At 33.4% G+C, this 8,145-nt stretch carries 6 protein-coding genes and 1 other annotated feature; of the genes, 5 read left to right on the plus strand and 1 reads right to left on the minus strand.

The window, feature by feature from the left end; translation table 11 throughout:
- Both metK and M3005_RS05630 read left to right on the plus strand, forming a co-directional pair.
- Positions 1–1,127: methionine adenosyltransferase (metK, locus tag M3005_RS05625; RefSeq protein WP_293794457.1), on the plus strand; the 1,127-nt coding region annotated here is incomplete at its 5' end.
- A gap of 73 nt (positions 1,128–1,200) precedes the next feature.
- On the plus strand, positions 1,201–2,661 hold the full coding sequence (locus tag M3005_RS05630) for an MDR family MFS transporter (protein ID WP_293794465.1): 1,461 nt from the start codon (positions 1,201–1,203) through the stop codon (positions 2,659–2,661).
- Positions 2,662–2,674: 13 nt separating this feature from the next.
- On the opposite strand, the gene mnmM is transcribed toward M3005_RS05630, so the two are convergent.
- Positions 2,675–3,244, minus strand: a complete 570-nt coding sequence (gene mnmM / locus M3005_RS05635) for a tRNA 5-(aminomethyl)-2-thiouridylate-methyltransferase MnmM (protein ID WP_293794458.1) — start codon at positions 3,242–3,244, stop codon at positions 2,675–2,677.
- Positions 3,245–3,352: 108 nt separating this feature from the next.
- Positions 3,353–3,562, plus strand: a binding site (T-box leader).
- A 55-nt stretch (positions 3,563–3,617) separates the two neighbouring features.
- Here mnmM and leuS point away from each other — a divergent pair.
- The 3 genes from leuS to M3005_RS05650 form a co-directional block, all read left to right on the plus strand.
- Positions 3,618–6,035 (plus strand): leucine--tRNA ligase, encoded by a 2,418-nt coding sequence (gene leuS, locus M3005_RS05640; protein WP_293794459.1) that lies wholly within the window; start codon positions 3,618–3,620, stop codon positions 6,033–6,035.
- A 128-nt stretch (positions 6,036–6,163) separates the two neighbouring features.
- Positions 6,164–7,816, plus strand: a complete 1,653-nt coding sequence (locus tag M3005_RS05645) for a putative polysaccharide biosynthesis protein (RefSeq protein ID WP_293794461.1) — start codon at positions 6,164–6,166, stop codon at positions 7,814–7,816.
- A gap of 12 nt (positions 7,817–7,828) precedes the next feature.
- Positions 7,829–8,145: YoaK family protein (locus tag M3005_RS05650; protein ID WP_293794462.1), on the plus strand; the 317-nt coding region annotated here is incomplete at its 3' end.

Here is an 8,145-nt window from a genome sequence, read left to right on the forward strand (position 1 = left end):
CTGATCAAATTAGTGATGCTATCTTAGATGAAATGTTAAAACAAGATCCTGATTCTAGAGTTGCTTGTGAATGTTCAGTAACTACTGGATTAGTATTAGTTTTTGGTGAAATTACTACCAAGGCTTACGTTAACATTCAAAAAATCGTTAGAGATACCATCAAAGAAATTGGTTATGACAATGACCAATATGGATTTGATGGAAATACATGTGCAGTCTTAGTCGCTATTGACGAACAATCACCAGATATCGCTCAAGGGGTTGACGATTCTCTTGAAACTCGTGATAGCAGTGAAGATGCACTTGATCAAATTGGTGCTGGTGACCAAGGTTTAATGTTTGGTTATGCTGTTGATGAAACACCTGAACTAATGCCACTACCAATCTCATTAAGTCATAAATTGATGAGAAAAATTGCAGAATTAAGAAAAAATGGAACAATTTCATATTTAAGACCTGATGCTAAGGCTGAAGTTACGGTTGAATATGATGACAATAACAAACCAGTATCTGTTGAAACTGTTGTTTTAAGTACACAACATGACCCAGATGTTTCATTAGATAAAATTCGCGAAGACGTTATTAATAAGGTTATCAAGGAAGTTATTCCTAGTGAATTATTAAATGACGACACTAAATTTTTCATTAATCCTACTGGTAGATTCGTAATCGGTGGACCACAAGGTGATGCCGGTTTAACAGGTAGAAAGATTATTGTTGATACTTATGGTGGTGCTGCTCACCATGGTGGTGGAGCTTTCTCTGGAAAAGACGCTACCAAAGTGGATAGATCAGCAAGTTATGCTGCTAGATATATCGCTAAGAACATAGTTGCTGCTGAACTAGCAACTAGAATTGAAGTTCAAGTAGCTTATGCAATTGGTGTTGCAAAACCAGTTTCAATTTCTGTTAACACTTTCGGTACAGCAACTGTATCAGAAAATGACTTAATCAAAGCTATTCGTGAAATATTTGATTTAAGACCAGCTGGTATTATTAAAATGTTAGATTTGAAGAGACCTATCTACAAAAATACTGCTGCTTATGGTCATTTTGGAAGAACAGATGTTGATTTACCTTGGGAACACACTGACAAGGTATCAGAACTACAAAATTTCTTTAAATAGTATATTTAATGTTAAAAACGATTTATTTGTAGATTGATATAAATAAATCGTTTTTATTTTGGAGGTAACGAGTATTAAAAAACAATCAAATAATGTGTTAATCATCTCAATTGCTTTATTCATGGCTACATTTATGAGTGCAATTGAAGGGACGATTGTCTCAACTGCTATGCCAACCATTGTGGGGGACTTGCATGGAGTCTCAATTATGAATTGGGTCTTCTCAATTTATTTATTAACGACTGCAATTTCAACACCTATTTACGGTAAACTTTCGGATCAATTTGGACGAAAGAAAGTATTTATCTTTGGAATATCTATCTTTTTAATCGGTTCCATTTTATCTGGTTTAGCAAATAGTATGAATGTATTAATTCTTTGGAGAGCAATTCAAGGAATTGGAGCAGGGGTTATAATGCCACTTTCTTATACTATTATTGCTGATATTTATTCTGACGAAAATCGTGGTAAAATCTTAGGACTTAATGGTGCGGTATGGGGGATTGCTTCAATTATCGCTCCTTTATTTGGTGGTTACATCGTTGATAATTTAAGTTGGCATTGGATTTTCTTCATTAACGTTCCATTGGGAATATTAGTATTATTAGTATTCATTATTTCTTTTAAAGAAACCAAAGCGTTAGTTAAAAATTCTGTTGATTATTTAGGAATGATATATCTGTCATTGTTACTACTATTTTTAATGTATATTATTCAATTAATCAGTAACCTATCTAATAATTGGCAACCAATTTCATATTGTACATTTATTTCAATATTATTATTAATCCTGTTCGTTAGAAGAGAACATTGCGCTGATAATCCAATTATCCCAATGAAATTAATGCACAATAGAACATTTGTAGTGCAAAATATTATTGCGTTTTTAATTAGTGGTTTCTTAATGGGATTAGAAGTATATCTACCTGTTTGGACACAAGGTATTTTTGGATATCCAGCTACTGTTTCTGGTTTTGCAATCACACCAACCTCAATTTTATGGATTTTAGGTGCGTTCGTTTCAGGATGGCTTCTATCACGCATGAAACCATTTTATGCAACTATGATAGGATTATTCTTTATTTTAGCTGCAGCTATTTGGGTAGTGCTACTACCATTTAATGTTTCATTTGGTTGGTTCTTTGCGATTGCTGCAGTTTGTGGAATTGGATTTGGAATTACCATTACAAATGGGACTGTTATTTCTCAAAATAGTGTTGATAAAGGTGATATTGGAGTTGCAACATCATTTAATACCTTATGTCGTATTTTTGGGCAAACTTTGATTGTTGCAATTCTAGGGATTGTAATGAACCGACAACTTAAAATTGGTATTTTACATACTGATGATTCAAATATGGGAATGATTAATAAGCTAGTTAATTTTAAAACATCCCATGAAATTCCGGCCAAATTACTAGAACCATTGAGAACTGTTTTATACAATTCATTGCACAAAGTATTTTGGGTTTGTTTAATAATCATTATTATTGCTGTTTTAGTAAATCTATACGATCGATTATCTGAAAAATAAAAAAATGACAACCTTAATGGTTGTCATTTTTTTGTATCGCAATAAGAATAGGCGGGCAATTAATTTGGTTTATAAACTCGTATTTTAGAACTGAATATTGCTTTTGAGCTAATGATTGAACAAAAGATAAGACTTTTTCTTTTTCAATTTCACCGCCTGGGTGACCATAGTATAAGATGATAATTACGATTCCACCGACATTTAGTAATGATAAGCTTGATTGAATTGCTTTGAGAGTTGTTTCTGGCAGTGTGATAACTTCTTTATTACCACCAGGTAAGTAGCCTAAATTAAATATAGCGGCTTGAATATGATCTTCTACATAATTGCTGATATTTTCATGTCCGTCATTTATTAATGTCACTTGATTACTTAGACTGTTTTTATTGATTCTTTCTTGAGTTTTTTGAATTGCTTCTGCTTGAATATCGAATCCAAAGACCTTACCTTGATTACCAACTAGTCTAGCTAAAAATTCGGTATCATTTCCTTTGCCAATGGTTCCGTCTACCACAATATCATTTTCATTTACTACACTTGATAAAAGGGTATGACTATAAGTAACTGATGGTTCTAACTTCATAATAAACTTCCTTTTTATATATTCATTATTGTTATTCTAACACAAATGATAAATGTCCTTGCTTTTAATCTAATTCACTGGTATATTTAAATTAATTTAATAGTCGAAGATAAATTGTTGATACGAAGTATTAGATTAATTATATTTTTCAGAAACTAAATGGTCGTTGCGAATTTAGATTATGATTAATCGAACTAGTCGTTGAAATCTTAATTGAAATGGATAGTAGGTTAAGACGTATTCCGCGTTAAGGACTTAAGTTGCATCTATTTAAAATAGATGAAAATTAGGTGGTACCGCGGTATATTCGTCCTATAAGCATATTAAGCTTATAGGATTTTTTTATTCGACAAAAATAAATGGAGGCATTATTATGGCATACAATCACAGTAAGATTGAAACAAAATGGCAAAAGTATTGGGAAGAAAATAAAACTTTTAAGACTACAAATGATAAAAATAAAGATAACTATTATGCACTAGATATGTTCCCATATCCATCAGGTCAAGGACTTCACGTTGGTCATCCTGAAGGATATACTGCAACAGATATCATGTCTAGATTTAAGAGAATGCAAGGTAAAAACGTCTTGCATCCAATTGGTTTTGATGCCTTTGGTTTGCCTGCTGAACAATATGCTTTAAAGACAGGTAATCATCCTGGTTCATTTACACAAAAAAACATCGCTCACTTCAGAGAACAAATCAAGTCACTTGGTTTTTCATATGATTGGGATAGAGAAGTAGATACTACTGATCCTGAATACTACAAGTGGACACAATGGATTTTCGAACAACTTTACAAAAAAGGCTTAGCTTACGAAGATGAAATTGAAGTAAACTGGGCTCCTGATTTCATGGGTGGAACCGTTGTTGCGAACGAAGAAGTTATTGATGGTAAAACAGAACGTGGTGGATACCCAGTATACCGTGTACCAATGAAACAATGGGTTTTAAAAATCACTGCTTATGCTGACAGACTTATTGATGATTTAGAAGAATTAGACTGGCCTGAAAGTATCAAGGAAATGCAAAGAAATTGGATTGGCCGTTCTAAGGGTGCTAGTGTATTCTTTGATGTTGATGGTCATGACGAAAAAATCGAAGTATTTACTACAAGACCTGATACTTTATTTGGTGCCTCATACATTGTTTTAGCGCCAGATCATGACCTAGTTGATAAGATTATGACTGATGATAAAAAAGATGCTATTGAAGCATACAGAAAAGAAGTTTCTACTAAGTCTGACCTTGAAAGAACTGATTTGAATAAAGACAAATCTGGTGTATTTACAGGCGCTTACGGAATCAATCCAATTAATGGAAAACAAGTTCCAATTTGGATTGGTGACTACGTTCTTTCTTCATACGGTACAGGTGCAATTATGGCTGTGCCAGCTCATGATGACCGTGATTACGAATTTGCTAAGAAATTTGATTTACCAATTAATCCAGTTATTGAAGGTGGAAACATTGAAGAAGAAGCCTTTACTGGTGATGGTGTTCATATCAACTCAGATTTCCTAGATGGAATGAACAAAAAAGAAGCGATTGATGCAGTCATTAACTGGCTAGAAGAACATCATGCAGGGAATGCCAAAACTAACTACCGTTTACGTGATTGGATTTTCTCACGTCAAAGATATTGGGGTGAACCAATTCCAGTAATTCATTGGGAAGATGGGGAAACTACTTTAGTTCCTGAAGATGAATTACCATTAGTATTACCAGATACTGATAACATTGAACCATCTGGTACTGGTGAATCACCATTGGCTAACATCGATGACTGGGTTAATGTTGTTGATGAAAACGGTCGTAAAGGTAAACGTGAAACTAACACAATGCCTCAATGGGCTGGTAGTTCATGGTACTACTTGAGATATATCGATGCTCACAACGATAAAGAATTAGCAGATCCAGAATTACTAAAAGAATGGTTACCTGTTGATTTATACATTGGTGGTGCAGAACATGCCGTTCTTCATTTACTATATGCAAGATTCTGGCACAAAGTGCTTTACGATTTAGGCGTAGTTCCAACTAAGGAACCTTTCCATAAGTTAGTTAACCAAGGGATGATTCTTGGAACTAACCATGAAAAGATGTCTAAGTCTAAGGGAAACGTTGTTAACCCAGATGATATCGTGGACGAATTTGGTGCAGATACATTAAGACTATATGAAATGTTCATGGGTCCATTAACTGAATCAAAACCTTGGAGTACTGAAGGATTAAATGGTTCAAACAAGTGGGTTAACCGTGTTTGGAGATTATTAATTGATGACGATGACAACTTACGTGATCGTATTACTACAGTTAATGACCATAAATTGGATAAAGTTTATAACCAAACAGTTAAAAAGGTTACTGATGACTTTGAAAACTTAAGATTTAACGTTGCTATTTCAAGTATGATGGTATTTGTTAATGAATGTTATAAACAAGACAGCTTATACCTAGAATACATGGAAGGCTTCGTTAAATTACTTTCACCAATTGTTCCACATATGGCTGAAGAACTATGGAACAAGTTTGGTCATGATGAAACAATCACTTATGCTCAATGGCCTGAATTTGATGAATCAAAATTAGTTGATGATGAAGTTCAAGTTGTTGTTCAAGTTAACGGTAAAGTGAGATCACACATTAAAGTTGCTGCTGATGCTTCTAAGGAAGCTACACAAGAAGTTGCAATGAATGATGAAAAGATTAAAGAATCAATTGAAGGAAAAACAGTCCGTAAGGTAATTGTTGTTCCTGGAAAAATTGTAAATATCGTTGCTAACTAATAAAAAAAGAGAGATAATCTATGATTATCTCTCTTTTTTTGTGGAATTAAGTACTATGAGAGTTGCTTACTATTAAAATATTGATTAAAATGGACAAGTTAGAGAAATTTGAAAGTGGGAATTGCGATATGCAAAATCAGGAAAATAATTTGAATGAAGATATAGCACAAGATAAAATGCTTAAAGGTTCAGCATGGATGACTGCTGGAAGTGTTTTTTCAAGAATTTTAGGTGCTTTATACATAATCCCTTGGAACATGATTCTAGGAGGGCTTTATTTACAAGCTAATGCATTATACGTTCAAGGATATAATGTTTATAGTTTAATATTAATTATTTCAATTGCGGGAATTCCATCAGCAATTGCTAAGCAAGTGGCACATTATAACGCACTAAACGAATATGGGGTCAGCGTTAGGCTTTATAAACGTGGTGTTTTACTATCTGTAATTATGGGGATAGTTTGTGCCTTGTTCTTATACTTTTTTAGTCCATTAATAGATAATGGTAATCCTGATTTAATCCCCGTTATGCGTTCATTATCTTGGGCTGTTCTAATCATTCCAACAATGAGTTTAACTCGTGGATATTTCCAAGGATTTCAAGATATGGCACCATCTGCATTATCACAATTTGTAGAACAACTATTTAGAGTTATATACATGTTAATAGCAGTATTCTTTATTATTAAGGTGCTAAGAGGTAGTTGGGTAACAGCCGTATCACAATCTACATTTGCGGCTTTTATTGGAGCTTTAGCCGGATTATTGATTTTAGCTTGGTACTACTTCAGACGACGTAAATATTATCGTAGTTTAGTTCGTAATAGTAATAATCAGCTTCATGTCAATGCAAATAAATTATATTTAGAAATCATTCAACAAGCTGTTCCATTCGTTATTTTAGGAGCAGGAATTTCAATTTTTCAATTAATCGATCAATACACATTCTTTAACATTATGCATGTTGCCACTAGCGCATCTAACAAAGTATTGGATCAATTGTATGCAATTTTCGCAGGTAACGCTAATAAGCTAATTATGATTACAATTTCATTAGCATCTTCAGTCGCAATAACTGTTGTGCCATTGTTATCTGAATCGTATACACGAGGCAATAAAAAAGAAATTAGTCACCAAGTGTCTGCAGGTTTTGTTTTATTTTCATTTATTATGATTCCTGCAGCATTAGGAATGACTGCGATTGCAGGACCATTGAATAGATTATTTTATACCAATGTTAATGGAGCACTATCAGCAAACGTTTTAGCGTTTTCATCAATCGTTTCCATCTCATTTGGTTTATTTACTGTTTTAACTGCTATGATGCAAGGAATATCACAAAACAAGGTCGCTGTTAAATACTTTGTATATGGTGTAATTGCTAAGATAGTTAGCCAATTCCCAATGGTTTATTTCTTTAAGGAATTTGGTCCGTTATTATCATCAGCAATTGGATTCATGGTGGTTAATATGCTAATTATTAGTTCATTAGACCGTCAATTTAAGTTTAGAAATGATAAGATGTTATCTCAAATCAATTGGATTATTCTATTTTCTCTAGTAACATACTTTGTTGCCATTACAGCAGTATATGCTGGTAACTTATTGGTTAGTTTGGGAATGAACCAATATGGCAGAATTGGTAGTGGAATTGTGGTTGCATTTGCTTCATTACTTGGAGGCTTGGTATATGTATACCTTGCTTTGAAGAGCAGAATTGCAGACACTGTTTTAGGACATAAAGCAGAGACACTTAGAAGAAAGTTACACATTGGATAGGAGAAGATCATTTTGAAGCCCAAAGACTTATTTATGCATCCCTTCACAGCTATCTTATTAGCTATTATTAGTGGAAGCATTGATGCATATTCATTTGTTGAACATGGTGGGGTATTCGCAGGATTACAAACCGGAAATACCATCTTGTTAGGAATCAGCATCAGTCACTTTAACATTGCAGCGATTGTTAAGTATCTATTTTCAATCTTGCTTTTTGTATTAGGGATAGTCTTAATTAAATTGATGCAAAGAAATTTGAAAGACGATTGGTTAAGAAAAACCATTATAATTGAATATGAAGTGGCTATCATTTTAGTGACAGGATTATT

This window comes from Apilactobacillus sp., from assembly GCF_025290035.1.
GTDB lineage: Bacteria > Bacillota > Bacilli > Lactobacillales > Lactobacillaceae > Apilactobacillus.